Raw genomic sequence first — 25,317 nt, 5'->3', positions numbered from 1 at the left:
CATAGGTCTCGAACAGGTCGGCCGCCATGCCGGCGCAATCGCCGACATTGTCGCCGACGTTGTCGGCGATCACCGCCGGGTTGCGCGGATCGTCTTCCGGAATGCCGGCTTCGACCTTGCCCACCAGGTCGGCGCCGACGTCGGCGCCCTTGGTGAAGATGCCGCCGCCGAGACGGGCGAAGATGGAGATCAGCGACGAGCCGAAGGCCAGGCCGACCAGCGGTTCGATGACATGGTGCAGGTCGGCGCCGCCCAGCGTCGCCTTGAGGAAGGCGTAGTAGCCTGCCACACCGAGCAGGCCCAGACCGACCACCAGCATGCCGGTGATGGCGCCGCCCTTGAAGGCCACGGCCAGGGCCGGGGCGATGCCGCCGCGGGCCGCTTCGGCGGTGCGCACGTTGGCGCGCACCGAAACGTTCATGCCGATGAAGCCGGCCGCGCCGGACAACACGGCCCCGATCAGGAAGCCGAAGGCGGTCAGCCAACCCAGCTTGGGCACCAGGCCGATGACGAGGAAGAGAATGACGCCGACAATCGCAATGGTCTTGTACTGTCGGCTGAGGTAGGCTGCCGCCCCCTCCTGCACCGCCTTCGCGATTTGCTGCATGCGCTCGTTGCCAGCCGGCAACGCGAGGATCTGTTGGCTGGAAATCCAGCCATACAGGACTGCCAACACGGCGCAACCAAGCGCCAGTAACAACGCTGTACTCATTGCTCTCCCCTCCGTGGCTTACAAAAAAATCACACGGCGAATGCCTCCAGCTTCTTCGGCACGGCCATATTCTTCAAGCGGATGTAATCCGGCAAACCGTCGCGGTACGGCGGCGGCTCCTCCCCGGCGATCAAGGGCTGCAGGTAGGTCCGGCAGGCCTCGGTAATGTGGAAGCCATCCGCCGAAATGAATTCCGGCGGCATCTTGCGTTCGACGTTGGCGATCTCGGCCAGCGGGGCGTCGCCGATCTGCCAGCGATACGGCTGGTCGGCCAGGCGTTCGATGGTCGCCATCACCGCGTTCTTGCCCTGCAGCGCCAGACTGACGGCGGCAACGCCGAGGGCGTGCGCCTGCTCGAGATCGGTCTTCGACGCCAAATGGCGGGCCGAGCGTTGCAGGTAATCGGCCAGTGCCCAGTGGTACTTGTAGCCCAGCTTGTCTTTGATCAGCTGCGCCACGACCTGGCCGACGCCACCCAGTTGCGAATGTCCGAAAGCGTCCTTGGTGCCGGACTCGGCGATCAGCTTCCCGGTGGCATCCGACAGACCCTCCGACACGGCCACCGTGCAGTAGCCGTATTGCTTGACGCATGCATCGACGCGGGCCAGGAAACGCTCCGGGTCGAAGGGCACTTCCGGGAACAGCAGGATGTGCGGCGGCTCACCGGCATTTCCCGAAGCCAGGCCGCAGGCGGCGGTGATCCAGCCGGCGTGGCGGCCCATGACTTCGAGCACGAAAATCTTGGTCGAAGTGCGCGCCATCGACGCGACGTCGTAGCCGGCTTCGCGGATCGAGGTCGCCACGTACTTGGCGACCGACCCGAAGCCGGGACAGCAATCGGTATGCGGCAGGTCGTTATCGACCGTCTTCGGCACGCCGACGCACACCACCGGGTAGCCCATCTTCTCGGCGATCTGCGACACCTTCCAGGCGGTGTCCATGGAGTCGTTGCCGCCGTTGTAGAAGAAATAGCCGATGTCGTGCGCCTTGAACACCTCGATCAGGCGTTCGTACTGCGCCCCGTGCTGTTCGAGGCTTTTCAGCTTGTAGCGGCAGGAACCGAAAGCGCCGCCCGGCGTGTGGCGCAGGCGGGCGATATCCTCGTCGGTCTCAAGGCTGGTGTCGATCAGGTCTTCGGTCAGCGCGCCGATGATGCCGTCACGCCCGGCGTAGACCTTCCCGATCCGGTCGGGATGACGGCGCGCTTCCTGGATCAGGCCGCAGGCCGTCGAATTGATAACGGCGGTGACGCCCCCTGACTGTGCGTAGAAGGCATTCTTCACCGCCATTTTTCACTCCCTTATTTCAGTGCGTCGAAAACGCTCTTGGTGATCGCATCGACATTGCCGACACCGGCAACCTTGCGCACTGCCGGCGCCTTGGCATCGCCTTCGGCAGCCCACTTGCTGTAGAAATCGACCAGCGGCTTGGTTTGCGAGTGGTAGATTTCGAGGCGCTTCTTGACGGTTTCTTCCTTGTCGTCGTCGCGCTGGACCAGGTCTTCGCCGGTCACGTCATCCTTGCCTTCGACCTTCGGCGGGTTGAACACGACGTGGTAGGTACGGCCGGAAGCCAGGTGGGCACGACGGCCTGCCATGCGGGTGACGATGTCGCTGTCCGGCACGTCGATTTCGAGCACGAACTCGATCGGCACGCCGGCATCCTTCATGGCCTGGGCTTGCGGGATGGTGCGCGGGAAACCGTCGAACAGGTAGCCGTTCTTGCAGTCGTCCTGGGTCAGGCGATCCTTGACCATGCCGATGATGACGGCGTCCGGCACCAGGCCGCCCGCGTCCATGTGCTTCTTGGCTTCGAGGCCGAGCGCGGTGCCGGCCTTGACCTGGGCGCGCAGCATGTCGCCGGTGGAGATTTGCGGGATGCCGAACTCCTTGCTGATGAAAGTAGCTTGCGTTCCCTTACCGGCGCCAGGAGCGCCCAACAAAATCAACTTCATGAATAGTCCCTCTGGTTTTTGACTCGGAATTCTTGTTGTCGGCCGTCGTGGCGGCCGTTCGATGAAATTTGAAAATTACTCGCTATTTCCGGCACGGTCAAACAGTTTGCGCATCCGTTCGGCATCCTCCGGCGTATCGACGCCGGGGGCCGGGGCAGCGTCGATCAGCGTCACGCTGATGCGGTAGCCGTGCCACAGCGCACGCAGTTGTTCGAGCGATTCGAACTGCTCGGTGGGCGCCACCGACAGGCCGGCGTAGGCCTTCAGGAAGCTGGCGCGGTAGGCGTAAAGACCGACGTGGCGATAGGCCGGGAAATGGGCCGGCAAGGTCTCGCCGCCGCCCTCGCGGGCGAAATGGTCGCGCGCATAGGGAATCGGCGCCCGCGAAAAATAGGCGGCGTCGCCGTCGGCCCGGCAGACGACCTTGACCACGTTCGGATTGAAGAAATCGGCCGCGTCGGCGATCGGGTGGGCGACCGTCGCGATATCGGCGCCGCTGATGGCCAGCTGGCGCGCCGTCTGCAGGATGACCTCCGGCTCGATCAGCGGCTCGTCGCCCTGCACGTTGACGATGATGGTGTCGCTGCCCCAGCCGCGTTGCTCGACCACCTCGGCCAGGCGATCGGTGCCGGTCGGGTGATCGCTGCGCGTCATCACCGCGGCCACTTCGTGCGCCTCGGCGGCGGCGCGCACCTCGAGGTGGTCGGTGGCCACCCAGATTTCCTCGGCGCCCGACCGGCGGGCCCGCTCGGCCACCCGGACGACCATCGGCTTGCCGCCGAGGTCGAGCAGCGGCTTGGCCGGCAGGCGGGTCGACGCGTAGCGTGCCGGAATGACGACCTTGAAGGCCAGTCCGGACATTATTGCGCGTCCGCGGGCAACTGCCGTGCCTCGTCCTCGAGCATGATCGGGATATCGTCGCGGATCGGGAAAGCCAGCTTGCACGGCTTGCAGACGAGTTCCTTCTCGGTCTTGCGGTGTTCGAGATTACCCTTGCAAATCGGGCAGACGAGAATATCAAGCAACCTGGCGTCCACGGAGTTTCTCCACAATGTGATCAATGAGGGCCGAAGGCAGTTCGGCCTCGACGGGCAAGACCCATGCCTCGCCTACCGGTAGATTCGCGCATTTTACTGCATCCTTCTCGGTCATCAGCAGGATGCCGCCTTCGGCAAAGGCCAGATCCGCCGCCGTGTAGCGGTGATGATCCGGAAACGGATGCGCTGCGCAATCCAGCCCCAATGCTTTCAAGGTCGCGAAAAAGCGCTCCGGATTGCCGATTCCGGCCAGGGCGTGCAGCCTGCCCCGCGCCCGCAGCGCTTCGGCCGGGCAGGTTTGCAGCGGATCGCCCAGGCGATAGAAGCGACCGGGTTTTAGGTGCATCTGAAAGCATGGGACCGGGATGCCGGCAGCGACCGAGCGGGTGCCATTGAAGACCACCGCATCGACCGAGGCCAGGCGCGACAGCGGCTCGCGCAGCGGCCCGACCGGCAGGCGCCAGCCGTTGCCGGCGCCCCGGGCGTCGAAGACGGCCAGTTCGACATCGCGGGCCAGCGCATGATGCTGCAAGCCGTCGTCGCAGAGCACGACATCGACGTCCGGATGCGCCTCGAGCAAGGCCTGGCCGGCTGCCGCGCGACGGCGCCCGACCCACACCGGGAGGCCGCTGCGCCGGGCGATCAGCAGCGGCTCGTCGCCGACCGCTTCCGGCGTCGAATCGGCATGCACCGCGCGCACCTCGTCCCCGGCACGCCCGTAACCGCGACTGACCACCCCCGGATACCAGCCGCGCTGGCGCAGCTGCCCGGCCAGCCACAGGGTCAGCGGCGTCTTGCCGGCGCCGCCCACGGTGATGTTGCCGACCACCACGACCGGGACCGACAGGCGTGTCGGCCTGGCAAAGAAGCGATTCAGCCGGCTCAGGCCGGCATAGATGCCGGCCAGGGGAGCAAAAAGCCACAACGCCGGCGTCAGCCGGCGTCGTTCAAACCATTGCCGCTGCAGCCAGCGCGCGAACATCAGCGATTCTGCGTCGCGAACGAGATATGGGGGTAGCCCGCCGTTTGCGCTGCCTGCATGACATCGACGACGCTCTGGTGGGTCGCCTTGGCATCGGCATTGATGATGATCAACGGGTCTTCCCGGCTGCCGGCTGCACGGCGCAAGCCATCGGCAATGCTCTTGACGTCGGAAGCCGCCAGCGGCGACTTGTTGATCAGCACCTGGCCGCTGGCCGTCACCGCCACGCTGACTTCGTTAGGCTGTTCCGCCTGCTTGCTGGCATCGGCCGTGGGCAGGTTGATTTCCAGCCCCGAGAACTTGGCGTAGGTGGTGGTCAGCATCAGGAAAATGATGATCACCAGCAATACGTCGATCAAGGGGATCAGGTTGATTTCCGGCTCTTCCCGGCCACGACCGCGCTGGAAATTCATCGCTCAGGTCCGGTCGCCGTGCATGTACTCGACGAGACGGACAGCCTGCTGCTCCATCTCGACCACGAAGCCGTCAACCAAGGCGCGGAAGTGGCGCCAGAAGATCAGGCTGGGAATGGCGATGACCAGACCGAAACCGGTGTTGTACAGGGCCACCGAGATGCCGTGCGCCAGCTGCTGGGGGTTGGTTCCGGTCGGCGACTGGGAGCCGAAGATTTCGATCATCCCGACCACGGTGCCGAACAGGCCCATCAGCGGGCTGATCGAGGCGATGGTGCCGAGCGTCGTCAGGTAGCGATTCAGATCATGCGAGACGGCATTGCCGGATTCCTCGATCGATTCCTTCATGATCTCGCGCGAGGCATTGACGTTGCGCAGGCCGGCCGACAGCACGCGGCCGAGCGGCGAATGGCGCTCCAGCTCTTCGAGCAGCTTGTCGTTGTTGGCGCCCCGCTTGAATTCGCCGACGGCGCGTTGGAGCAGGCCGGCAGGCACCACCTTGACGCGGCGCAAGGCAACCAGGCGCTCGATGATCAGGGCTACGGAGATCACTGACGCCAGCAACAGGGGCCAGATGGGCCAGCCGGCCGCCTTCACGATTTCAATCACTTGTGGCTATCCTCGGTGGAAATTTAACCTGTAATTCTGCCCTGCCCCCCGTATCAGGGCAAGCGGCGCACAATCGCCGTTCCGCGGCTTATCCCCAAAACCTGTGGATAAGTCTGTGAATGTCTTGTCATCAAGCGCGCTAACCCCCCTCCACCAAAGGACTTTGCCTGCTCTGCCAAAAAACGAGGCACATCGTTTGTCACACATAAAAATCAACAACTTAGATGATTTTCAATCTGTCAAGCCCGAACCCGTACCGCAGCTCACGCGCTACAATGGCGGGATGTCGATGCCAACCCCGCCTGCCGGCAATTCCGTACTCAGCGTTTCCAGCCTCAACCGCCTGGTCCGCGACTGCCTCGAAACCGCCTTTCCGCTTACCTGGGTCGGCGGCGAGATATCCAACCTGACCTACGCGGCATCCGGCCACGTCTACTTCTCGCTGAAGGATGCCGCGGCCCAGGTACGCTGCGTGATGTGGCGCAACCGCGCGCAGCTGCTCGGCTGGCGGCTGGAAAACGGCCAGAAGATCGAGGCCCGGGCCCTCGTCTCGTTCTATGAGCCGCGCGGCGAGTTCCAGCTCAATATCGAGGCCATCCGGCGCGCCGGCCAGGGCGACCTGTTCGAACGCTTTCTCCGGCTCAAGGCGCAACTCGAGGCCGAGGGCCTTTTCGCCGCCGCGGCCAAACGCCCGCTCCCCGGGTTCCCCCGCCATGTCGCCATCGTCAGCAGCCCGCAGGCCGCCGCCCTGCGCGACGTGCTGACCACCTTGCACCGGCGGGCGCCGCACCTGCGCATCACCCTCTTTCCCACCCCGGTTCAGGGCGAAGGCGCGGCGCTCCGGATCGCCGAAGCGCTCGCGCAAGCCAGCGCCAGCAATTGCGAGGTCACGATCCTGTGCCGCGGCGGCGGCAGCATCGAAGACCTCTGGTCGTTCAACGAGGAATGCGTCGCCCGCGCCATCCGCGCCTCGACAATCCCGGTCATCTCCGGCGTCGGCCACGAAACCGACTTCACCATCGCCGATTTCGCGGCCGATCTGCGCGCCCCGACGCCCACCGCCGCAGCCGAGCTGGTCAGCCCCGAGCGCGACGATCTGCTCGCCCGCCTGGAACGGCTCGACAGCCAGCTGCGGCGACAGACCGAGCGCACGCTGGCCGACCTTCGCCAACAGCTGGACTGGCTGGGCTCCCGACTCACCCATCCCGCCGACCGCCTGCGCCAGCGCCAGCAGGAAATCGGCGCCCTCGGCACCCAGCTGGGCCGTGCCTGGCGCGGCAAGATCGACCGCCTGCACCTGCTGAGCGATACCCTGCAGCAGCGCCAGCTGGGTGCGCGCCCCCGCCTCGACCGCCTGGGCAGCCAGCTGGAACATGCCCGCTACCGACTCGGTAAACAGCTCGCCTGGCGAATTTCCGAACATTCCGGGAAACTTAATTCGCTCGCCAGCGGTCTGAAGCAGCTGGACCCGCATGCCGTGCTGCAACGCGGCTACGCACTGGCCATCGGTCCGGACGGTCGCGCGGTCCGCAATGCCGTCGACCTGGCCCCCGGCGATACCCTGCGCTTGAGTTTTGCCCAGGGTGCCGCCACGGCAAAGGTAGATCGGGTTGTCGCGACGCCGGAAGCTGACTAGAATTTTCGTTTCACCCCTCAAATACAACGGAGAATACCAATGGAACATCAACTGCCCCAGCTGCCGTACGCCAAGGACGCCCTGGCTCCGCACATGTCGGCCGAGACCTTCGACTACCACTACAGCAAGCACCACAACGCCTACGTCGTTAACCTGAACAACCTGATCAAGGGCACCGAGTACGAAGCCCTCGACCTCGAAGCCATCGTCAAGAAGGCCCCGGCCGGCGGCATCTACAACAACGCCGCCCAGGTCTGGAACCACACCTTCTTCTGGAACTGCATGAAGCCGAACGGCGGCGGCGCCCCGACCGGCGCCCTGGCTGCCGCCATCGACGCCAAGTGGGGTTCGCTGGATGCCTTCAAGGCCGCCTTCCAGGCCTCCGCCGTCGGCAACTTCGGTTCCGGCTGGACCTGGCTGGTCAAGAAGGCCGACGGTTCCGTCGACATCGTCAACATGGGCGCCGCCGGCACCCCGCTGACCACCGGCGACAAGGCCCTGCTCTGCGTCGACGTCTGGGAACACGCCTACTACATCGACTACCGCAACCTGCGTCCGAAGTTCGTCGAGACCTTCCTGGCCTCGCTGGTCAACTGGTCCTTCGTCGAAGCCAACTTCGCCTGATCGATCCGTCGATGCAAGGAAAGGGAGCCGTCGGGCTCCCTTTTTTGTTCCCCCTGTTTTGCCGCCCCCTGCCCATTTTCCGATGACGCCACCAAACGCCCGCCGCCTTCTCGCCAAGGAACTGGCCGCTGCCGCCGCGGCCTACCAGACGGCCGAGATCATTCCGCACTGCCCGGGCTGTTCGCAGCCGTGCTGCAAGCTCGAAACGCTGGTGCTCGACCTGGAGTGGAAGCAGATCAAGACGCTCTGGCATGTCCAGGAATCACGGCCGGCCTTCGACAAGACCCTGTCGGCCGGCAAGGGACCGGAGGAAATCCGCGAAAGCGGCGGCCGCTACTACGTGCACGGCAAACCCTGCCCGGCCTACGACGACGCTCACGGGTCGTGCCGAATCTACGGCCAACATTTGAAACCCGTCGGCTGCACGGACTTTCCGGTCTATGAAGACCGAGGCGACCTGATCGCCGATCTGCGCTGCGAAGCGGTCGACCTCAAGGCGCTGAAAACCTGGATCGCCCGCGCCCTCGGCCCCGCCTATCGCATCACCCATACAGCGGACGACGAATTCCCGTTCCTGGTGACGCTATCGGTGAAAAAACCGGGCACCAGGCGCAACTGAAACCCGCCCCGGGAATTTGGTTTAGCCGCGCAGCATCCCGCGCGGCAGCTTCCTGACCGGCGCCGGGGCAGCATATTCCGGCTCGACCTCGGACTGCGCCAGCCGGATGCCCTGGGCACTCATTTCGGCCATGACCTCCGCTTCGCTGCGGCCGGATTCGATGGCCGCGGCGCGGACCGGGGCCAGGCCGTCGGGATTGCTGTCGAAATGCACCGAGCAATCCTTGCGCGACCCGCACATCACCGACTTGGCAAGAACACCGACGAACTTCATTTCGAACGGCACGTTCATCAAGGGAATGCTGATACGGTCGCCAGCCAGTTGCTCCGGGCTGCCCCAGATCATCTTCACCAGGGCGGGCAGGCGGCGGTCCATGCGGCTGGCGACTTCGGCCGCCCGCAGGGCATGGCCATTGGCCGGGGCGCGGGTGAGCAGGCACTGCACGGTCAATTGAGCCGGGGCATACCAGCAAGCCCAGCGCGTACCCTCAGAGGCGGGATCGGCAATATCCGCGGAACTGCTGCCGGAGACTGCGAACAAGAGCACCAACAAGACGTGGCGAACGACATGGCGAAAAGCGTCCATGAAGAACCTCCGGCAATCCCGCTATCGTGGGGAGAAGCCGAAGCTTCGCCCGGTAGACCGGTGACTTTGCGACCCCGCCTTTCGGTCGGGTGTGCCTTTTTCGGATCAGAACGGATTCGCTTGAGTTGAGTCCATTCCCCTGGCTGGTGATTTTGTTAAATAAAGCACCATTGGCTTTATTTTTATAAAATAATTGATCTATGTCAACTCAAAGCCAAAAACTTTTGGCAAGCCGGTCGTCGGCAGCAGGCTGAGTATGTCCGGCAAAAATACCTCGGTCACCAGGACCTGCTGACCATCCAGCCGGTGCAGCGAACGTCGCGCCCAGAGGTGCCGCGGCGGCGAGCACAAGGCGGCCGCCCGTCGATACAGCGGATGGCGGTCGTCGAGACGCAGGAATTCGATTCGCCCGCGGGTGAACCCCGGGTAGGCGAACAGCAGAGAGCCCAGGGAACGCGAGCCGAGGCGGGCCATCCAGCGGGTCAGGCGGCCATTTCCGGAAGCCGCCAGCGTGGTGTGCGCAAAGATGACCGGCTTGCCGTCACAGCTGAGCACCACCTCGCGCACCCAGGCCAGGGCGCCGTCGCAGCCGCCGTCGACGGCTTCGTCGGCGAGCGCCCGGCCCTTGCCGAAGCGCAGCAGGCGGACGCTGAAATGCCGGCTGGATCTCAGGCAGCGCGCCGTCAACGAACCCGGCTCGGTCAGCCACGAGCGCAGAATGGGAGACAGAAGGGATTGCGGCCGGCCGGCGAGGCGCGGCCGCCAGTTGCTGCGCTTCATTACTGCGGACGCGGCGCCTTGTCGATACCCGATATCTTCGTGCCGGGCTTGATGCCGCGCTGGGCGAACCAGCCGGCATTCATTTCCAGCGCGAAACGCGCCGGGCGGCGCGCACAGTGGTTGTCCTCGGTCTGCGGCTGCATGTCTTCGATATTGATGATCGTGCCGCTGGCATCCATGAAGGCCACCGACAGGGGCAGGAGGGTATTGCGCATCCACATGCAATGCGTGTTTTCGTGATTGAACACGAACAACATGCCATGCTGCTGCGGCATGCTCTTGCGATTCATCAGGCCGAGCTGACGATGCGTGTCGGTCGCGGCGACCTCGGCCTCGATGCGATACATGCCGCTCGTCAGCTCCAGCACGGGCATCGCCGATTGCGCCAGCGCGCCGCCGGCGAAGGTCAATACGGCCAGTCCGGCCATCACGGTCTTGTTCATTCCAGCAGTCCTTGCAAATCCTTGTAGCCGCCGTCGATCCGGCGCCATTGCCCGAGCGGCAAGCCGTCCAGAGTGGCCGAACCGATCGCCGCCCGAATCAGTCGCAGCGTAGGATACCCGATGGCAGCCGTCATCCGTCGCACCTGGCGATTCTTGCCCTCGGAAATCCTGATTTCCAGCCACGCGGTCGGAATCGCCGCCCGGAAGCGAATCGGCGGATCGCGTTGCCACAATCCGGAGGGTTCGTCGATCCGGCGCACCTCGGCCGGCCGCGCCGTGAAATCGGAAAGCTCGATGCCGGCGCGCAGACGATCCAGCGCCGCCTCGTCCGGAATGCCTTCGACCTGCGCCCAGTAAGTCTTGACCAGCTTGTGCCTCGGGTCGGCGATCCGCGCCTGCAGCTTCCCGTCGTCGGTCAGCAGCAGCAATCCCTCGCTGTCGGCATCGAGCCGGCCGGCGACGTAGACGCCCTTGACCGTGATGAAGGCGTTCAGCGCCCGCCACTTTCCCTCCGGCGTAAACTGGCTGAGCACACCGTAGGGCTTGTTGAACAGGAGAAGGGAGGACACGGCGGGCGAACGAAAACCGAAGAAAACCCCGATTTTCGCCGATTTCGACCGCGAACAGTATCCGGCGATCACGCTCTGCCAAACCGGCAAAAGCAATTGGTGCCTTGGGCGAGACTCGAACTCGCACAGCTTGCGCCACTACCCCCTCAAGATAGCGTGTCTACCAATTTCACCACCAAGGCTGGAACATCCGGCGTTGCCGGAATGCGGGATACATCGAAGGGGGCGCAATTCTAACCAAAAACCGGCGGCGCGTTAACAGGCTGTCGGCAAATTGCCGCCTTGCCCCGCAAACGCACCCTGTGAACGAAGCAGCCCCGCCATCGGCGGGGCCTCGACAAGCATCGGCGACTCAGGCGAGCGCGCGCTTGCACTCCTTCAGGCAGGCGGCGCAGGAATCCGCGCAGGCCTTGCATTCGGCGTGATGCTTCTCGTGCTTGCGGCATTCCTTCTCGCAGCTGGCGCAGATTTCTGCCGCCAGCTTGGCGAAGCCGGGAACATGCTTCGAATCCTGCCCGGCCAGTTTCATCAGGGCGGTGCAGGAGGCCAGCAGTTCATTGACCGACTGGGCGCAGGCGGCCATCTCGCGGTCGCCGTTGCCCAGCAGGTACAGGCAATGGGCCAGGCAGGCCTCGCCGGTTTTGAGACAGTCGGCGCTGGCGGCGATCAGGCCGGCATTGCGCGGCGCCATCCCGGCAGGCGCATGATGGTGATCGTGATCGGCGGCCAGTGCGGCACTGGAGATTGCGCCGGCGACGGTGGCTGCCACGGTTTTCAGGACTTCGCGTCTTTCCATGAATGGATTCCTTCGTTGTGTGCGGTTCGGACGGGAGCGACCGGGGCGATGCCTCAGTGGCTGGTTCCCTCGGACTTGGTGATCTTGTTCCAGATGTTGTACTTGCCGACCGGCTTCTTCATCGGCAGGCGCTTCACTTCCTTCAGGCTCACGGCATCGTAGATGATCAGCGCGCCATCCATTTCCCACAGGCTGGCCAGCACGTACTTGCCATCCTTGGTGAATTCGACGTGGGCAAAGGTCTTGCCCGGTTCCGGCTTCAGTTCGGCGACGACCTCGAGCTTGTCCTTGTCGATGATCTGCATGGTGTCCTTGAACTCCCGGCTCATCATCGAATCGGTCCACGCGTAGCGGCTGTTCTCGTGGCTGCGCATGAAGAAGCCGGGGCCACGCGTCCTGATCTGCTTGACCGTTTTCCAGGTCTGCATGTCGATGATGCTGATGATGCCCTCGTTGAGGTTCGGCGTCGCCATGACCGTGCGCTCCTGGCCGTTCGCATCCTTCCATTTCCAGCTGATGCCGGAGCCGAGGTGCGGCATGCCGGGCAGTTCGAGGTCGGCAACCTTCTTGCGCGCATCGAGATTGACCACCTGGCCGCTGACCGCGCTTTTCGCGTCGTTGCGCGACGCCCCCATCACCTCGTCGTAGCCCTGGGTGAAGTAGAAGTCGTCGAGGTAATCGTCGAGCTGGCTGCGCTGCGGGTTGAGGAAGCCGGGAACGAAGCTGCCCTCGCGATACTTGAAGTCGTGGATCATGCCAGCCGGAATCTCGTCGGCCTTCGGGTTGTACGACACCTCCCACACTTCCTTCACGTCCTTCAGCGCGGCCACGAAGCTCTGGCGCGGCGAGGCGTCGTAGACGGCTGAAACGCGCGACGTCGTCTTGCCGTCCTTGTCGGTGACCGGCAGGATTTTCTTCAGGTTCAGGTCGGCATCGAGAATGACCAGGCTGTGCGGCAGGTAGTTGGCCACGGCCACCCACTTGCCGTCGCCGGATACCGCCGCGTTGCGCGTATTGATGCCGGCGCGTACCTCGGCGACCACCTTCAGGTTCCACAGGTCGTACTTGGTGATCCAGCCGTCGCGCGAGGCGAAGAAGACGTAGCGCCCGTCCGGCGTGAATTTCGGTCCGCCGTGCAGCGCGAAACGCGACTGGAAGCGGTGGATCGGTTCCAGCTTGTCGCCGTCGAGGATGGACACATGGTGATCGCCGCTTTCGACCACGACGAACAGGTTGAGCGGGTCGGCCTTGAACACCGGCTTGTCGGGCAGCGGCTTCGCCTCCAGCACGATGCGCGAGGCGGTGATTTCCTTTTCGCCCCAGGCCGGCATCGGGGTGATCGGCGCGTAGGCGTAGTCGACCAGCGCCTTGATCTCGTCGGCCGACAGGCGGTCGCCGAAGCCGAGCATCTGCGTCGCCGGACGGCCTTCCCGGATCACTTTCTCGGCCTCGGCCTTGCGCAGGCGGGCCAGGTTTTCCGGGATCAGCGCCGGCCCCAGGCCGCCCAGCCGCGCTTCGCCGTGACAGGAAGCGCAATGTTGCTTGTAAGCGGCCGGCGCATCCGCCGCCTGGGCCAGATCGGCCATCGCCAGCAGGGTGCAGGCGGCAAAACCGGCCGGAATCAGCACTTTGCCCAAGGTCTTCAGAGTCATGCCGCGATCTCCTCGTCGCTCAAATAGCAACCCGGGTCCTCGGCCCAGGGATTGCCGGTCAGTTGCTGGGCGCGCACGCGGGTATTGCCGTTGCAGATCGGCAGGTAGGCGCAGCTGGCGCAGCGCCCCTCGACCGCCCTGGGATAACGCTTGAGGCCCGCCATCAGGGCATCCGAGGTATCGGGCCAGATCTGCGAGAAAGCCCGTTCCTTGACGTTGCCCAGGGTGTGATGCCACCACATGGTGTCCGGATGGACGTTGCCCAGGTTATCGATGTTGGCGACGTTGATACCCGACGAATTGCCGCCCCACTGGCGCAGCTTGGCTTCGACGTGCGCCGCCCTGTCCGGGAAGCGCGCGCGCACCCAGTGCAGGAAATAGACGCCGTCGGCATCGTTGTTGCCGGTGGTGAATTCCTTGTCCAGGCCGCGCTGCCGGTAATCCCAGCAGGTGTCGAAGAGAAGGTCCATCGCCCAGCGGGTCAGCTTGTGCTGGGCATCGTCCTTGCGGTTCTTGTTGCCGCGCCCGGCATAGTTCAGGTGCGAGAAATAGAAGCGGTCGATGCCCTCGTCCTCGACCAGCTTGAGCAGGCCGGGCAGGTCGTGGGCATTGTCCTGCGTCATCGTGAAGCGGACGCCGATCTTCAACCCGAGGTCGCGGCACAGGCGAATACCCTTGAGCGAGGCGTCGAAAGCCCCATCCAGGCGCCGGAACTTGTCGTGGGTGGCGCCCAGCCCGTCGAGCGACACGCCGACATAGTTGAAATCGCATTCGGCGATGCGGTCGATGTTCTGCTCGTCGATCAGCGTGCCGTTGGACGACAGCCCGACATAAAAGCCCAGCGCCTTGGCGCGCTTGGCGATGTCGTAGATGTCCGGGCGCAGCAGGGGCTCGCCGCCCGACAGGATGAGCACCGGCACCCGGAAGCTCTTGAGGTCGTCCATGACCGTGCACACCTGCTCGTAGGACAGCTCGCCGGGGAAATTGGTATCGGCCGAAATGGAATAGCAGTGCTTGCAGGTCAGGTTGCAGCGCCGGATCAGGTTCCAGATCACGACGGGGCCGGGCGGATTGCGCTTGGGACCGAGTGGCGTCGGCGCCGCGATTTCCTGCATGTATTGCGAGATACGGAACATGAAAACCCTTTGTCGAGAATGGATGCTATTGCATCGCAAGGCGCTCCGGGCAACCTTGACGTGCATCAACGCTATGCCAGCTAAGCATTTGACGCCAGCCCGGGGCGACCAATTTTCGCCCGCCGGTCATCGCGATGCGGGCGAGGTCGTTAACAGGGCTGGAACCATAAGCGGTATACTTTTTTGATGACTTCGAACGTGCAAAGCATTGCCGGCAATGAGCCGGCCATCCCGGGTCGCTGGGCGACCGACGTGGAATCCCGGCTGGCTTCCGGCGAAAAGGTCCAGGCCTGCCTGGAAACCGACCTGGATCGCGACCTGACCTTCGCCGACGGCCTGATCGTCGTCACCGACCGCCGCCTCCTGGCCCGCCACGCCGGCGGCAACGACTGGCAGGAATGGCCGCTGCGGGCCGGCCTCAAGCTCAACCACCACGATCACGCCGGCGTCGGCACGCTGGAACTGATCGACGACGGCGGACGCCTCGCCAACTGGCGCTATACCCTGGCCCGCAACCTCGCCGCCCTGCGCGTCATCGCCGAATTCGACCTGCACCGCGACAGCGCGGCGTCCGGCCAGCCGGTCGCCCGCCCGAGCGAGGATGTCTGCCCGAAATGCAAGACTCCGCTGCCGGCCGGCGAAGACGAATGCCCGGTGTGCAACCGCGAATCGACCGCCTCCCCGTCGACGTGGACGCTGTTCCGCCTGTGGCGCTTCGCCCGGCCGTACCGCTGGCAGCTGTTCATGGGCTTCGCGCTGACCCTGGCCTCGACGGCCGCGACGCTGGTCCCGCCCTACCTGACCATGCCGCTGATGGACAACGTGCTGATTCCCTTCCAGAACGGCAAGCCGATCGACTGGGAACTGGTCTCGATGTACCTCGGCGGCCTGCTCGGCGCCGCCATGCTGGCCTGGGTGCTGGGCTGGATACGCACCTACATCCTGTCGCTGGTTTCCGAACGCATCGGCCGCGACCTGCGCACGCAGACCTACGAGCACCTGCTCGGGCTGTCGCTGGAATACTTCGGCGGCAAGCGCACCGGCGACCTGATGGCGCGCATCGGCAACGAGACCGACCGCATCAACATCTTCCTGTCGCTCGACCTGCTCAATTTCGCCACCGACGTGCTGATGATCACGATGACCGCCGTCATCCTGTTCAGCATCAACCCGTGGCTGGCGCTGGTCACGCTGCTGCCGCTGCCGGTCATCGGCTGGCTGATCCATTTCGTGCGCGAGAAGCTGCGCACCGGCTTCGAGAAGATCGACCGCGTGTGGGCCGAAGTGACCAACGTGCTGGCCGACACCATCCCCGGCATCCGCGTCGTCAAGGCCTTCGCCCAGGAAAAGCGCGAGGGCGACCGCTTCCGCGCCGCCAACGAGCACAACCTGCAGATGAACGACAAGCTGAACAAGACCTGGTCGCTGTTCACGCCGACGGTCACGCTGCTCACCGAAATCGGCCTGCTCGTCGTCTGGGTTTTCGGCATCTGGCAGATTTCCAAGGGCGACTCGACGGTCGGCGTGCTGACCGCCTTCCTCGCCTACATCGGCCGCTTCTACACCCGCCTCGACTCGATGAGCCGCATCGTCTCGGCCACCCAGCGCGCCGCCTCGTCGACCAAGCGCATCTTCGACATCCTCGACCACGTCTCCAGCGTGCCCGAGCCGAGCAAGCCGGTGCACCTGTCCGGCGTCAAGGGCCGCATCGAGCTGAAGAAAGCCGGCTTCCGCTACGGCACGCGCGCCGTCACCAAGGATGTCGACCTGGTCATCCAGCCGGGCGAGATGATCGGCCTGGTCGGCCACTCCGGCTCCGGCAAGTCGACGCTGGTCAACCTGATCTGCCGCTTCTACGACGTGTCCGAGGGCCAGGTGCTGATCGACGGCACCGACGTGCGCTCGGTGCCGGTCGCCGAGTTCCGCCAGCACATCGGCCTGGTGCTGCAGGAGCCCTTCCTGTTCTTCGGCACCATCGCCGACAACATCGCCTACGGCAAGCCGAACGCGACGCGCCAGGAAATCATCGCCGCCGCCCGCGCCGCCCACGCCCACGAATTCATCCTGCGCCTGCCGCACGGCTACGATTCGCTGGTCGGCGAGCGCGGCCAGGGGCTGTCCGGCGGCGAACGCCAGCGCATCTCGATCGCCCGCGCGCTGTTGATCGACCCGCGTATTCTGATCCTCGACGAGGCGACCTCGGCGGTCGACACCGAGACCGAGAAGGAAATCCAGAAGGCGCTCGACAACCTGGTCAAGGGCCGCACCACCATCGCCATCGCCCACCGCCTGAGCACGCTGCGCAAGGCCGACCGGCTGGTCGTCATGGATCGCGGCAAGATCGTCGAGATTGGCAACCACGACCAGCTGATGGAAGCCGAAGGCCACTACCACAAGCTGTACATGGCGCAGGCCCGCAACGTCGATACCGAGGACACGCTACCGCGCGCCCCCGAACTCCCGAAAGCCCACGCCGAATAAGCTGCCAAACGAGCCATGTCCAACATCAATTTCCAACTGCATTGCGACAACTTCGGCCGGCTGGTCCTGACCGACGCCCAGGGTGTCCGCCACGAGGGCGTCACGCCGGTGCGCGCCTTCCCCATCGCCGCGCCCGACGAAGGCCTGTCGCTGATCAATTTCGAAGGCCACGAGGTGGGCTGGGTCGACCGCGTCGCCGACCTGCCCCCGGCCCTGCGCGAAATCGTCGAGGCCGACCTGCGCAGCCGCGAGTTCGTGCCGGAAGTCGAACGCATCGTGGGCGTCTCCGGCTTCGCCTGCCCGAGCACCTGGCAGGTGCAGACCAATCGCGGCCAGGCCGAACTCGTCCTCAAGGGCGAGGAAGACATCCGCCGCCTGTCGCAGACGCGCCTGCTGATCGCCGACGCCAACGGCATCCAGTTCCTGGTCCGCGACCTGACAACCCTCGACAAGCACAGCCGCAAGCTGCTCGACCGCTTCCTGTAACGGCCTGTACGCAAGTGTGACAATTTTGCACGGGCGTCAGCCGCAAACGGCGTGAAAGCGTTAATAATGTCGAAATAACCTCGTGATCATTGCCGGGCCCACCGGCCAAAGCAGAACACATGAAAAAAAGACAAGACATCGTTTTCAAGGACTCGATCTCCCTCAAGGGGCCGAGCATCTGGACCTACCCGCCGTGCATCGAGACCTGGGTCGACATCGGCGAACTCGAGGATTACCCCTCCGACAAGATTCCCGGCCTCTACGAGCGCCTCGAAGCCTGGCTGCCCGGGTTGATCGAGCACCGCTGCAACTACGACGTGCGCGGCGGTTTCCTGCAGCGCCTGAAGGAAGGCACGTGGACCGGCCACATCCTCGAGCACGTCGTGCTCGAACTGATGACGCTGGCCGGCCTGCCCGACGGCTTCGGCCGCACCCGAGAAACGACGACGCGCGGCGTCTACAAGCTGGTGGTCAGCAATTTCCACGAGGAATGCACCCGCTCGGCGCTGGAGATCGGCCGCGAACTGCTGCTCGCCGCCATCCATGACGATCCGTTCGACATCGCCGAAGCGATCAGGCCGCTGCGCCGCAAGGTCGACCGCAAGTACCTCGGCCCGTCGACCGCCGCCATCGTTAATGCCGCCGAGGCGCGCAAGATTCCGCATATCCGCCTGCTCGACGACGGCAACCTCGTCCAGCTCGGCTACGGCGCCGCGATGCGCCGCATCTGGACGGCCGAGACCGACAGCACCAGCGCCATCGCCGAGACCATCTCGCGCGACAAGGACCTGACCAAGGAACTGATCTCCTCGGTCGGCGTCCCGGTGCCGGAAGGCCGCGAGGTCGACAGCGCCGACGACGCCTGCGAGGCCGCCGACGACATCGGCTACCCGGTGGTCGTCAAGCCGACCGACGGCAACCACGGCCGCGGCGTGTTCATCGACCTGAAGAGCGCCGACGACGTGCGCAAGGCCTACGCCATCGCCGTCGAGGAAGGCTCCGGCGTGCTGGTCGAGCGCTCCATCCAGGGCATCGAGCACCGCCTGCTGGTCATCGGCGGCAAGCTGGTCGCCGCCAACCGCAGCGACCTGATCACCGTCACCGGCGACGGCAAATCGACCGTGCAGGAGCTGATCGACAGCCAGATCAACATCGACCCGCGCCGCGGCACGACCGAACTGCACCCGCTGTCCATCATCCGCATCGACACCGCCGCCCAGATGGAACTGGACCGCCAGAAGCTGACCGCCGACAGCGTGCCGGAAAGCGGCCGCGAAGTGCTGATCCAGCGCAACGCCAACCACGCCTTCGACTGCACCGACGAAGTCCATCCCGAGACCGCCGCCATCGCCTCGCTGGCCGCCCGCGTCGTCGGCCTCGACATCGCCGGCATCGACCTCGTCTGCTCCGACATCTCACAGCCGCTGGCCGCCCAGGGCGGCGCCATCGTCGAGGTGAACGCCGGCCCCAGCCTGCTCATGCACATCAAGCCCGGCGTCGGCAAGCCGCGCCCGGTCGGCCAGGCCATCGTCGACAACCTGTTCTCCGCCAGCCAGACCGGCCGCGTGCCGCTGGTCGGCGTCTCCGGCACCCACGGCAAGACCGCCGTCGCCAGGCTGGTCGCCCACCTGCTCTACCTCTCCGGCGCCTACACCGGGCTGGCCTGCAGCGACGGCCTGTTCCAGAACCGCCGCCAGGTGCAGAAGAGCGATGCCGCCAACTGGTCGGCCGGCCGCCGTCTGCTGCTCAACCGCGCCATCGAGGCCGCCGTCATCGAGAACGGCCCCGAGGTCATCCTCGGCCAGGGCCTGGCCTACGACCGCTGCTCGGTGGGCGTCATCACCAACATCGCCGCCGACGACGAAGACCTGTCGCGCTGGAACGTGCAGCCGACCGGCGGCGAGTACTACACCACGCCGCGCTCCATCTACCGCACCCAGGTCGATGTCGTGCTGCCCTCCGGCTACGCCGTGCTCAACGCCTCCGATCCGCTGGTCGCCGACTTCGCCGAGCTGTGCGACGGCGAGGTCATCTTCTTCACCGCCGACCCGTCCTGCCTCAAGCTGGCCGAGCACTTCGCCGCCGGCAAGCGCGGCGTCACGGTGGCCGACGGGCGCATCATCCTGCGCACCGGCGGCGACGAGATCCGCATCTGCCGCCTCGGCGACGTCCCGGCCATCGGCAAGACCAAGAAGGCCGAGGACATCGCCAACGTGCTCGCCGCCGTCGCCGCCGGCTGGGCGCTGGGCCTGACCCAGGAAGTCATCGCCACCGGCGTCAAGACCTTCGGCCTCGACCTGCCCGAGCCGGAAGCCCTGCTGCCCATCCAGGCCAAGAAGCCGCTGCGCGCGGCCGTGAAATAACAAGGAACATCGCGTCATGGACGTTTCCCGCATTCGTGCCCTGCGCGGCCCCAACCTGTGGAGCCGCCACACTGCCATCCAGGCCATCGTCCGCTGCGACGGGGCCGAAATCGCCATCGCCGACCTGCCCGGCTTCGAAGCCCGCCTGCGCGAGCGCTTCCCGGAACTCGGCGACCTCATCCCCTCCGACCACCTCGACACCGTCTCGGTCGCCCACGCCCTCGAATTCTGCGCCCTCGGCCTGCAAGCCCAGGCCGGCTGCCCGGTGACCTTCAGCCGGACGACTCAGACCGTCGACCAGGGCGTCTACCAGGTCGTCGTCGAATACTCGGAGGAGGACGTCGGCCGCCTCGCCTTCGAATACGCCGAAAAGCTGTGCCTGGCCGCGCTCAACGACACGCCCTTCGATCTCGACGGCACGCTGAAGGAACTGCGCGACCTCGACGAGGACATCCGCCTCGGCCCGTCGACCGGCGCCATCGTGTCGGCCGCCCTGGCCCGCGGCATCCCCATCCGCCGCCTGACCCAGGGCAGCCTGGTGCAGTTCGGCTGGGGCAGCAGGCAAAGGCGCATCCAGGCTGCTGAAACCAGCTTCACCAGCGCCATCGCCGAATCGATCGCGCAGGACAAGGAACTGACCAAGAACCTGCTGCACGCCTCCGGCGTCGCCGTGCCCTTCGGCCGCCCGGTCGAGGACGAGGACGATGCCTGGGCCGCCGCCCAGGAAGTCGGCCTGCCGGTCGTCGTCAAGCCGCAGGACGGCAACCAGGGCAAGGGCATCTCGGTCAACCTGACGAGCGAGGAGCAGGTACGCAAGGCCTACCGCGTCGCCATCGAGTTCCGCGACGACATCATGGTCGAGAAGTACCTGCCCGGCCACGACTGGCGCCTGCTGGTCATCGGCGACAAGCTGATCGCCGCCGCCCGGCGCGATCCGCCGCTGGTCATCGGCGACGGCAAGCACACCGTGCGCGAGCTGGTCGATATCGTGAACAGCGACCCGCGCCGCTCCGACGGCCATGCCACGTCGCTGACCAAGATCCGCTTCGACGAAATCGCCATCGCCCGCCTGGCCGAGCAAGGCTATACCGCCGAGACCGTTCCGCAGCGGGGCGCCCGCGTCATCCTGCGCAACAACGCCAACCTGTCCACCGGCGGCACCGCCACCGACGTCACCGACGACGTGCATCCCGACCTCGCCGCCGCCGCCGTCGCCGCCGCGCAGACCGTCGGCCTCGACATCGCCGGCATCGACGTCGTCTGCGACACCATCCTCAAGCCGCTCGAAGACCAGGGCGGCGGCATCGTCGAAGTCAATGCCGCCCCCGGCCTGCGCATGCACCTCGATCCCTCTTTCGGCAAGGGCCGCGATGTCGGCAAGGCCATCGTCGACATGATGTTCCCCGCCGGCCCCGACGGAAAGCCCGACAACGCCCGCATCCCCATCGTCGCCATCGCCGGCACCAACGGCAAGACGACGACCAGCCGACTGATCGGCCGCATCTTCGAAGCCAACGGCCAGCGTGTCGGCATGACCAGCACCGACGGCGTCTACATCGAAGGCCGGCAGATCGACGACGGCGACTGTTCCGGCCCGCGCAGCGCGCGCAACGTGCTGATGCATCCGGACGTCGATGCTGCCGTGTTCGAAACCGCCCGCGGCGGCGTGCTGCGCGAAGGCCTGGGCTTCGACATGTGCGATGTCGCCGTGGTGACCAACATCGGCATCGGCGACCACCTCGGCCTCAACTACATCACGACGGTCGACGAACTGGCCGTGGTCAAGCGCGTCATCGTCGAGAACGTCGCCCCGCACGGCATGGCCGTCCTCAACGCGGCCGACCCGCAGGTGGCGCGCATGGCCGCGCATTGCCCGGGCAACATCATCTTCTTCGCCCGCGACAAGGCCAATCCGGTGCTCGCCACGCATCGCGCCCAGAACAAGCGCGTCGTCTATGCCAACGACGAAGGCATCGTCTGCCAGGAAGGGCGCAAGAGCTATCGCATTCCGTTCTCGGCGATCCCGCTGACGCGCAACGGCAGCATCGGCTTCCAGGTCGAGAACGCCATGGCGGCCACCGCCACCGGCTGGGCGCTGGGACTGGACTGGACGGTGATCGAAAAAGCGCTGGCCGGCTTCGTCAGCGACGCCGCCACCGCGCCGGGCCGCTTCAACGTATTCGACTACAAGGGCGCCACGCTGATCGCTGACTACGGCCACAACCCGGATGCCATGCAGGCCCTGGTCCAGGCCGTCGAAGGCATGCCGGCGGTGCGCCGCTCGGTGGTGATCAGCGGTGCCGGCGACCGGCGCGACGAGGACATCCGCCAGCAGACCGAGATTCTCGGCAACGCCTTCGACGATGCCATCCTCTACCAGGACGCCTGCCAGCGCGGCCGCGAGGACGGCGAAGTCGTCGCCCTGTTGCGCGACGGCCTGAAGGGGGCTCGACGCACCAAACGCATCGACGAGATCACCGGCGAATTCAATGCCATCGATCTGGCGCTGGAACGCCTGCAACCGGGCGATCTCTGCCTGATCCTGATCGACCAGGTCGAGGAAGCGCTGGCCCATATCGGCCGGCGCATCGCCGAAACGGCCTGAGCCGCCCCCTGGAAAGCAAAAGCCCGGCACATGCCGGGCTTTTTTCAGCTTTCGATCAAGCGCGGGTCAGGTGCGCCTGACGCGGGGCGCCGGGGGCGTGCGTCCTTCGATGTGGCGGAAGGTGATGCGCCCCTTGCTCAAATCGTAGGGCGACAGCTCGAGCGTCACCTTGTCGCCGGCGAGAATGCGGATGTGATGCTTGCGCATCTTGCCAGCCGTGTAGGCAATCAGCGTGTGACCGTTTTCCAGCGTGACGAGAAAGCGGGAGTCGGGCATGACGTCCGAAACGACGCCCTGCATCTCTAGCAATTCTTCTTTGGCCATGGCGGCCTCCATTCAGGGGATGAGGCAGCCCGACGAACGTCGGGCCACGCAGGAAAGCGGACGCCGACGCGTCCGCTCCAAAGATCAGGCAGCCTGGATGTTGCTGGCCTGCTTGCCCTTCGGGCCGGTGGTCACTTCAAAGCTGACGCGCTGACCTTCGGCCAGGGTCTTGAAACCTTGCGACTGAATGGCCGAGAAATGCGCGAACAGGTCTTCGCCACCACCATCCGGGGTGATGAAGCCAAAACCTTTGGAATCGTTGAACCACTTGACGGTACCTTGTGCCATATCTTGAATCTCCGAGTTGGTTACGGGGCATGGCCCCTTTGCATGGGGCGAGATCAAGACGGCGAGGTAAGAATGCGGGAATGGCGCCGCAGAAGTACGGGAACTAAACCAACGAGACAACAACACTACTTGAAATTCGCTGCAGTGCACAATACGCACTATCCGGGTGGATGGCAAACGAATTCGGTCGCCAGCCCGCAAATAATTGGCGGATCGTCCCCCTTTCCGGCCGCTTGCCCGCCGGAATGGCCCGGTTCAGGCGCCGATGCGCAAACCGGTTTTCTTCAGGATGCGCGTCGAATACAGGATGTCGCTGGCCCGGCAGGCGGCGCCGAGCAAGGCCTGGATTTCCCCGGCCTTGGCCGCGCATTCGTCCCGCGAGCTGCCATGCACCATGGCGAACAGGTTGTAGGGCCAGGCCGGCAGGGAACGCGGCCGGCGGTAGCAGTGGGTCACGAAGGGCAGGGAGCCGACCAGGCCGCCCAGGCGGTCGACCTCGGCGTCATCGACATCCCAGACCGTCATGCCATTGGCCGTCCAGCCAATGGCGTAGTGATTGGGCACCGCGCCTATGCGCCGGATCACCCCGCGCTCGAGCATCCGTCCGAGCCGCTCGATCACCTCGCCGGCCGAAATGCCCAGGCCTTCGCCCAGCGCGCGATACGGCTCACCGACCAGCGGCAGGCCGCCTTGCGTGGCCACGATCAAGGCGCGGTCGATGTCGTCGCCGATCATACCCGGGCCTCCAGTTGCATCTGCACGAAATACTCCCGTTCCTTGGGAAAGGCATGCACCGGCAGCCCGGTCTCCGCCTCGATCTGCGCGACGGCTTCGGCAATCCCGCCCGGCTTCTCGGTGGCCAGCACGAACCACATGTTGAGCAGGTGCTCGCGCCGGTAGTTGTGCGCCACCTGCGGCAAGGCGTTGACCTGGGCGGCCACCGTCTCGTAGCGATCCTCGGGAACGGCCAGCGCCGCCAGCACGAAGGCGCCCCCCATCCGCTCGATCTGGAACATGGGGCCGAAGCGCGTCAGCACCTTGGCGGCGAGCATCCGTTCCAGGCGCGCCAGCAGATCGGCCTCGACTATGCCCAGGCGTTCGGCCGCCAGGGCATAGGGGCGTTCGGTCAGCGGAAAATCGCCCTGCAGGGTATCGATGATGGCGCGGTCAATGGCGTCGAGTTCAGGCATAGCGCGCCCCGTTCTGCTTGAAACGGGTCAGCGAGAAGAGCGTTTCGTGGGCGCAGTCGTCGAGACCATGGCGCTGGCGCAGGCTGGCGATGATCGCCTCGACTTCGTCGCGCGCCTTGCCGTGGATCATGCAGAACAGGTTGTACGGCCAGTCCGGCAGGCAGCGTGGCCGGCGGTAGCACAGGGTCACCGCCGGCTCGTCGGCCAGGGCACGGCCGAGGGCGTTCACCCGCTCATCGGGAATGTCGTGCACGAGCATGGCATTGGCCCGAAAACCGAGTTCGTGATGGCGAACGACGACCCCAAAACGCTTGATCGCCCCCTCCTCCAGCCAGCTCCTGATGCGGCCCAGCACGTCGCTTTCGGAACTGCCGACACGACTGGCGATCAGCTGGAAGGGCCGGATGAACATCGGCAGCCCTTCCTGCAGAACCGAAATCAGGCGCCGCTCGATTTCGCCGATAGGCTGCACGGGGGCTACCGGAACGGCCGCCACTTCGCGCTTGCGCCGGTCGCCGGCGAGCGAGAAGCCGAGGTCGATATGGAACTCTTCCAGCAGGGGCAGGGGCATCAGGCGATAGCCGGCGGCCTGCTCGATGGCGCCCAGCGTCGCCTGCAGGCGTCCCTCGCTGGCTGCCGTGACGACAAACCACAGGTTGTAGCGATGTTCGCGCTCGTAGTTGTGGTTGACCTCCGGGAAGCGGTTGACCGCTGCCGCCACCGCCGCCAGTTTTTCCGGCGGCACGGCCATGGCTGCCAGCGTCGAGGCACCAATGCGCTTGGGCGCGAAGACCGCGCCGACCCGGGAGATTTTCCCTTCCCGGCGCAGGTTGTCGAGGCGCCCGAGCACCACTTTTTCGGCAACACCCAGCCGCGACGCCAGTTCGGCAAAGGGGGCCGGACAGAGCGGAAAATCGCGCTGGAAATCGTTCAGCAGATGAAAGTCGAGGGTATCGTCCATCAGAAGCCAATGCGCACGGCGCGCGATGTGAAGAAGATGCCGGACGGGCTATCCGCCGCGATCTCGCCCAAC

The 25,317-nt window shown here is 65.4% G+C and carries 27 protein-coding genes, 1 tRNA gene and 1 riboswitch; of the genes, 7 read left to right on the top strand and 21 right to left on the bottom strand.

Features of this window, described 5'->3' with window-relative positions:
* From Q0P59_RS18600 to Q0P59_RS18565, 8 genes are all read right to left on the bottom strand, one after another.
* On the bottom strand, positions 1-712 hold a 712-nt coding region (locus tag Q0P59_RS18600), incomplete at its 3' end, for a sodium/proton-translocating pyrophosphatase (RefSeq protein WP_295009177.1).
* 29 nt (positions 713-741) lie between these two features.
* On the bottom strand, positions 742-2,001 hold the full coding sequence (locus Q0P59_RS18595) for a 6-phosphofructokinase (RefSeq protein ID WP_295009175.1): 1,260 nt from the start codon (positions 1,999-2,001) through the stop codon (positions 742-744).
* Positions 2,002-2,012: 11 nt separating this feature from the next.
* The gene (gene adk / locus Q0P59_RS18590) at positions 2,013-2,666 is read right to left on the bottom strand and encodes an adenylate kinase (RefSeq protein WP_295009173.1); all 654 of its coding nucleotides are present in this window, start codon (positions 2,664-2,666) and stop codon (positions 2,013-2,015) included.
* Positions 2,667-2,741: 75 nt separating this feature from the next.
* Complete coding sequence (gene kdsB, locus Q0P59_RS18585) at positions 2,742-3,527, bottom strand: 3-deoxy-manno-octulosonate cytidylyltransferase (protein ID WP_295009171.1); 786 nt, start codon at positions 3,525-3,527, stop codon at positions 2,742-2,744.
* Entirely contained in the window at positions 3,527-3,703 is a 177-nt protein-coding gene (locus tag Q0P59_RS18580; protein WP_150429374.1) for a Trm112 family protein, read from the bottom strand. The genes kdsB and Q0P59_RS18580 overlap by 1 nt, the downstream gene beginning before the upstream one ends.
* Complete coding sequence (lpxK, locus tag Q0P59_RS18575) at positions 3,684-4,685, bottom strand: tetraacyldisaccharide 4'-kinase (RefSeq protein WP_295009169.1); 1,002 nt, start codon at positions 4,683-4,685, stop codon at positions 3,684-3,686. The genes Q0P59_RS18580 and lpxK overlap by 20 nt, the downstream gene beginning before the upstream one ends.
* Positions 4,685-5,098, bottom strand: coding sequence for a biopolymer transporter ExbD (locus Q0P59_RS18570; protein WP_295009167.1), 414 nt, complete (start codon positions 5,096-5,098; stop codon positions 4,685-4,687). Before Q0P59_RS18570 ends, lpxK begins: the two co-directional genes overlap by 1 nt.
* A 3-nt stretch (positions 5,099-5,101) precedes the next feature.
* Positions 5,102-5,707 (bottom strand): MotA/TolQ/ExbB proton channel family protein, encoded by a 606-nt coding sequence (locus Q0P59_RS18565; RefSeq protein WP_150429371.1) that lies wholly within the window; start codon positions 5,705-5,707, stop codon positions 5,102-5,104.
* A 289-nt stretch (positions 5,708-5,996) separates the two neighbouring features.
* Between Q0P59_RS18565 and xseA the strand changes: the two genes are divergently transcribed.
* From xseA to Q0P59_RS18550, 3 genes are all read left to right on the top strand, one after another.
* The gene (gene xseA, locus Q0P59_RS18560; RefSeq protein ID WP_295009163.1) at positions 5,997-7,343 is read left to right on the top strand and encodes an exodeoxyribonuclease VII large subunit; all 1,347 of its coding nucleotides are present in this window, start codon (positions 5,997-5,999) and stop codon (positions 7,341-7,343) included.
* A gap of 39 nt (positions 7,344-7,382) precedes the next feature.
* Entirely contained in the window at positions 7,383-7,967 is a 585-nt protein-coding gene (locus Q0P59_RS18555) for a Fe-Mn family superoxide dismutase (protein WP_295009161.1), read from the top strand.
* Between the two features lie 82 nt (positions 7,968-8,049).
* Complete coding sequence (locus Q0P59_RS18550) at positions 8,050-8,586, top strand: YkgJ family cysteine cluster protein (protein ID WP_295009159.1); 537 nt, start codon at positions 8,050-8,052, stop codon at positions 8,584-8,586.
* Positions 8,587-8,607: 21 nt separating this feature from the next.
* On the opposite strand, the gene Q0P59_RS18545 is transcribed toward Q0P59_RS18550, so the two are convergent.
* The 8 genes from Q0P59_RS18545 to nirJ form a co-directional block, all read right to left on the bottom strand.
* Positions 8,608-9,171 carry a hypothetical protein gene (locus Q0P59_RS18545; RefSeq protein WP_295009157.1) on the bottom strand — a complete coding sequence of 188 codons (564 nt, stop codon included), beginning with the start codon at positions 9,169-9,171 and terminating at the stop codon, positions 8,608-8,610.
* 8 nt (positions 9,172-9,179) lie between these two features.
* Positions 9,180-9,277: riboswitch (cyclic di-GMP riboswitch) on the bottom strand.
* A gap of 92 nt (positions 9,278-9,369) precedes the next feature.
* Positions 9,370-9,951, bottom strand: coding sequence for a chorismate lyase (locus Q0P59_RS18540; protein WP_295009155.1), 582 nt, complete (start codon positions 9,949-9,951; stop codon positions 9,370-9,372).
* Positions 9,951-10,394: a DUF192 domain-containing protein gene (locus Q0P59_RS18535; RefSeq protein ID WP_295009153.1), complete on the bottom strand. Its 444-nt coding sequence runs from the start codon at positions 10,392-10,394 to the stop codon at positions 9,951-9,953. Before Q0P59_RS18535 ends, Q0P59_RS18540 begins: the two co-directional genes overlap by 1 nt.
* Entirely contained in the window at positions 10,391-10,963 is a 573-nt protein-coding gene (locus tag Q0P59_RS18530) for a pseudouridine synthase (protein ID WP_295009151.1), read from the bottom strand. The genes Q0P59_RS18535 and Q0P59_RS18530 overlap by 4 nt, the downstream gene beginning before the upstream one ends.
* Positions 10,964-11,060: 97 nt before the next feature.
* Positions 11,061-11,145: transfer RNA gene (locus tag Q0P59_RS18525), tRNA-Leu, on the bottom strand.
* Positions 11,146-11,315: 170 nt separating this feature from the next.
* Positions 11,316-11,759, bottom strand: coding sequence for a four-helix bundle copper-binding protein (locus Q0P59_RS18520; RefSeq protein ID WP_295009149.1), 444 nt, complete (start codon positions 11,757-11,759; stop codon positions 11,316-11,318).
* 53 nt (positions 11,760-11,812) lie between these two features.
* Positions 11,813-13,411, bottom strand: coding sequence for a nitrite reductase (locus Q0P59_RS18515; protein WP_295009147.1), 1,599 nt, complete (start codon positions 13,409-13,411; stop codon positions 11,813-11,815).
* Positions 13,408-14,547: a heme d1 biosynthesis radical SAM protein NirJ gene (gene nirJ / locus Q0P59_RS18510; RefSeq protein ID WP_295009145.1), complete on the bottom strand. Its 1,140-nt coding sequence runs from the start codon at positions 14,545-14,547 to the stop codon at positions 13,408-13,410. Before nirJ ends, Q0P59_RS18515 begins: the two co-directional genes overlap by 4 nt.
* Before the next feature lie 198 nt (positions 14,548-14,745).
* Here nirJ and Q0P59_RS18505 point away from each other — a divergent pair, with 198 nt between their 5' ends.
* The 4 genes from Q0P59_RS18505 to cphA (Q0P59_RS18490) all read left to right on the top strand — a co-directional run bounded on the left by Q0P59_RS18505 (position 14,746) and on the right by cphA (Q0P59_RS18490) (position 22,482).
* Complete coding sequence (locus Q0P59_RS18505) at positions 14,746-17,028, top strand: ABC transporter ATP-binding protein (protein ID WP_295009143.1); 2,283 nt, start codon at positions 14,746-14,748, stop codon at positions 17,026-17,028.
* A 15-nt stretch (positions 17,029-17,043) separates the two neighbouring features.
* Positions 17,044-17,514, top strand: a complete 471-nt coding sequence (locus Q0P59_RS18500) for a DUF1854 domain-containing protein (protein ID WP_295009141.1) — start codon at positions 17,044-17,046, stop codon at positions 17,512-17,514.
* 119 nt (positions 17,515-17,633) lie between these two features.
* Positions 17,634-19,877, top strand: a complete 2,244-nt coding sequence (cphA, locus tag Q0P59_RS18495; RefSeq protein WP_295009139.1) for a cyanophycin synthetase — start codon at positions 17,634-17,636, stop codon at positions 19,875-19,877.
* Positions 19,878-19,893: 16 nt separating this feature from the next.
* Positions 19,894-22,482, top strand: coding sequence for a cyanophycin synthetase (gene cphA / locus Q0P59_RS18490; RefSeq protein ID WP_295009137.1), 2,589 nt, complete (start codon positions 19,894-19,896; stop codon positions 22,480-22,482).
* Between the two features lie 66 nt (positions 22,483-22,548).
* Here the strand turns inward: cphA (Q0P59_RS18490) and infA are convergent, their stop codons facing one another.
* From infA to Q0P59_RS18465, 5 genes are all read right to left on the bottom strand, one after another.
* A complete protein-coding gene (gene infA, locus Q0P59_RS18485) occupies positions 22,549-22,806 on the bottom strand; it encodes a translation initiation factor IF-1 (protein WP_295009135.1) in 258 nt (85 codons plus the stop codon).
* An 84-nt stretch (positions 22,807-22,890) separates the two neighbouring features.
* A complete protein-coding gene (locus Q0P59_RS18480; protein WP_150429357.1) occupies positions 22,891-23,094 on the bottom strand; it encodes a cold-shock protein in 204 nt (67 codons plus the stop codon).
* A 255-nt stretch (positions 23,095-23,349) separates the two neighbouring features.
* Positions 23,350-23,829 carry an Lrp/AsnC family transcriptional regulator gene (locus tag Q0P59_RS18475; protein WP_295009133.1) on the bottom strand — a complete coding sequence of 160 codons (480 nt, stop codon included), beginning with the start codon at positions 23,827-23,829 and terminating at the stop codon, positions 23,350-23,352.
* Positions 23,826-24,284, bottom strand: coding sequence for an AsnC family transcriptional regulator (locus Q0P59_RS18470; RefSeq protein ID WP_295009131.1), 459 nt, complete (start codon positions 24,282-24,284; stop codon positions 23,826-23,828). Before Q0P59_RS18470 ends, Q0P59_RS18475 begins: the two co-directional genes overlap by 4 nt.
* Positions 24,277-25,245 (bottom strand): Lrp/AsnC family transcriptional regulator, encoded by a 969-nt coding sequence (locus tag Q0P59_RS18465; protein ID WP_295009129.1) that lies wholly within the window; start codon positions 25,243-25,245, stop codon positions 24,277-24,279. Before Q0P59_RS18465 ends, Q0P59_RS18470 begins: the two co-directional genes overlap by 8 nt.
* Positions 25,246-25,317: the final 72 nt, after the last annotated feature.

The sequence above is a fragment of the uncultured Dechloromonas sp. genome, assembly GCF_945957265.1.
In the GTDB taxonomy this organism is placed as follows: Bacteria; Pseudomonadota; Gammaproteobacteria; order Burkholderiales; family Rhodocyclaceae; genus Azonexus.
Note: the sequence above shows the minus strand (reverse complement) of the source record. Positions and strands in the feature narration are given on the sequence as shown.